The organism is Nocardiopsis sp. TNDT3 (assembly GCF_003427465.1).
Lineage (GTDB): Bacteria > Actinomycetota > Actinomycetes > Streptosporangiales > Streptosporangiaceae > Nocardiopsis > Nocardiopsis dassonvillei.
Window position 1 is genome coordinate 1 of the sequence record NZ_QPFC01000092.1, and the last position, 2,014, is coordinate 2,014.

Below are 2,014 nucleotides of genomic sequence, written 5' to 3' on the forward strand. Positions count from 1 at the left end.
CCCGTCCGCCGACCGCGGCCCTGCCTGGCTCACCGGGGGTCGGCCGCTGTCGCGGCGTGGTGTGCGCCGCGACTGTGGGGGACGCGGCGGACCGGTGCACTGCTTTCAGGTGCTGCTCGGTACTGCTGGGTGCTGCGGGTACTGCCTGGTGTTACTTGGTGAGGTCGCCGAACTCGGCCTCGAGGGCGGCGCGCTGGTTGGTTCCCAGACCGCGGACACGGCGCGACTCGGCGATGTTGAGCCGCTCCATGATCTGCTTGGCCCGGACCTTGCCGACGCCGGGAAGGGATTCGAGCAGAGCCGAAACCTTCATCTTGCCGATGACGTCGTCCTTGAGGCCGTTGGAAAGGACCTCGGACAGCGAGATGCCGCCGTTCTTCAGTTTGTTCTTGACCTCCGCGCGCTCTTTTCTGGCCTTGGCGGCCTTGGCCAGAGCCGCGGTGCGCTGTTCGGGTGTCAGGGGAGGAAGGGCCACGCCGGGTCACCTCGGATTTCTACTCGTTTGTAGAGGGCGGACGCCTGCGCAAGTTAGTAGGTCTGACCCCTGTTAGGCAACGCAAAGTGCCCTTTCAACGGCTATTTCGTCGAACTAACTACTGAGAGTTGTTATTCGACTGCACTGCGAGACGAAAACCGGGACTTTGGTCCCGATTGAAGGAGGTCCGGAGGGTGCCACCAGCGCAGGTCACGCAGGGGTGACGCGGGTCACTCTCGGCAGTGCTCGGCGGGTTTCGGACACGCCAAATCAGTGACTGACAGTGACCCATAATCGGTCGTGTCAGACTCCCGTGCACCGGTTCGTCTCCCCGATCCGTCGATCCCTTGGCCCAACACCTCCGGACACCGTCGAAGGGCGCCCGCGCGGCCCCCTCCCCCTTCGCTCCCTACACGCGCACACCCGCCCGGCGCACGGCCGCCGCGAGGGAGGCCGCCGCCGCCCCCGGGTCCGGCGCGCGGGTGATGGGGCGGCCGATGACCAACAGGTCAGCGCCGGCCGCCACGGCCTCCTCCGGGGTCGCCACGCGCGACTGGTCGCCCCTGTCCGCCCCCGCCGGGCGCACGCCCGGCGTGATGAGGGTGACGTCCGGTCCGACCTCGGAGCGGAGCAGGGCCACCTCCTGGGGTGAGCAGACCAGCGCGCGGGCCCCGGCGCCCACGGCCAGGACCGCCAGGCGCCGCACCGCGTCGCGGGCCGGACCGAGCAGCCCCACCTGCTCCAGGTCGTCCTCGTCCATCGAGGTGAGCACCGTCACGGCGGCGATCCTGGTCTCCGGCGCGGCCTCCACCGCGGCCCGGACCATGTCCGCCCCTCCCCCGGCGTGGACGGTCAGGATCGAGGGCCGCAGGCCCGCGACGCTGCGCGCGGCGCCGGCGACCGTGGCCGGGATGTCGTGCAGCTTCAGGTCGAGGAAGACCCCCACCCGGCTGGCCCCGCGCACCGCGCTGACCACGTCGGGCCCGTAGCGCAGGTACAGCTCCAGGCCCACCTTGACCGTGCTCACGTGCGGCGCGACCGCTGAGGCCCAGGTGGCCGCGGTCTCCAGGTCCCTGGCGTCGAGCGCCACGGCGATGGGCGCGGAGGGCGCGGTGGTCTCGGTCATGTCGGTATCTCCCATCGTGTGCCGCCGACCGGGGTCGGCGCGTGCAAGGCACGGACGTACTTGCGGACGTGCTTACCGCGGCACCTGAGAATGCACGTTCGCTGTCATGTGCACACCATCAAGTGTGCGGTTCCCCGGATGAGCCGCTTCATGCGCCCCACCCGTGTCACTTCCCCGTAACGGCCTCCCAGACGGCCGCAGACGGGACGTAACGGTCAGGACAGTGGTAGAGACCAATTGCGCGTGTTTGGTCGCACAGCGCCATCTGAACGCCGTTCAGGCCGGTCAGGGCCCTTGTGCGCCGCGTGCCCGGCCTGTCACGCCCCCACACCCGTCCGGTGCGCGGCGCCCACCAGGTCGGCGGCCCGCCTCAGCCCGCGGGCCTCCAGCAGTTCGGTGAACTCGCGGAGCAC

The 2,014-nt window shown here is 70.1% G+C and carries 2 protein-coding genes and 1 pseudogene; all 3 read right to left on the reverse strand.

The window, feature by feature from the left end:
* Positions 1-151 precede the first annotated feature (151 nt).
* Positions 152-475: an integration host factor, actinobacterial type gene (mihF, locus tag DQW06_RS02645; protein WP_017565056.1), complete on the reverse strand. Its 324-nt coding sequence runs from the start codon at positions 473-475 to the stop codon at positions 152-154.
* A gap of 409 nt (positions 476-884) precedes the next feature.
* Entirely contained in the window at positions 885-1,601 is a 717-nt protein-coding gene (gene pyrF, locus DQW06_RS02650; RefSeq protein ID WP_013154115.1) for an orotidine-5'-phosphate decarboxylase, read from the reverse strand.
* A gap of 317 nt (positions 1,602-1,918) precedes the next feature.
* A pseudogene (locus tag DQW06_RS02655) lies at positions 1,919-2,014 on the reverse strand (dihydroorotate dehydrogenase); the annotation flags it as partial.

Coding starts and splice junctions, on each gene's coding strand:
- pyrF (WP_013154115.1), bottom strand. CDS start 1,601: ATGACCGAGACCACCGCGCCCTCCGCGCCCATCGCCGTGGCGCTCGAC.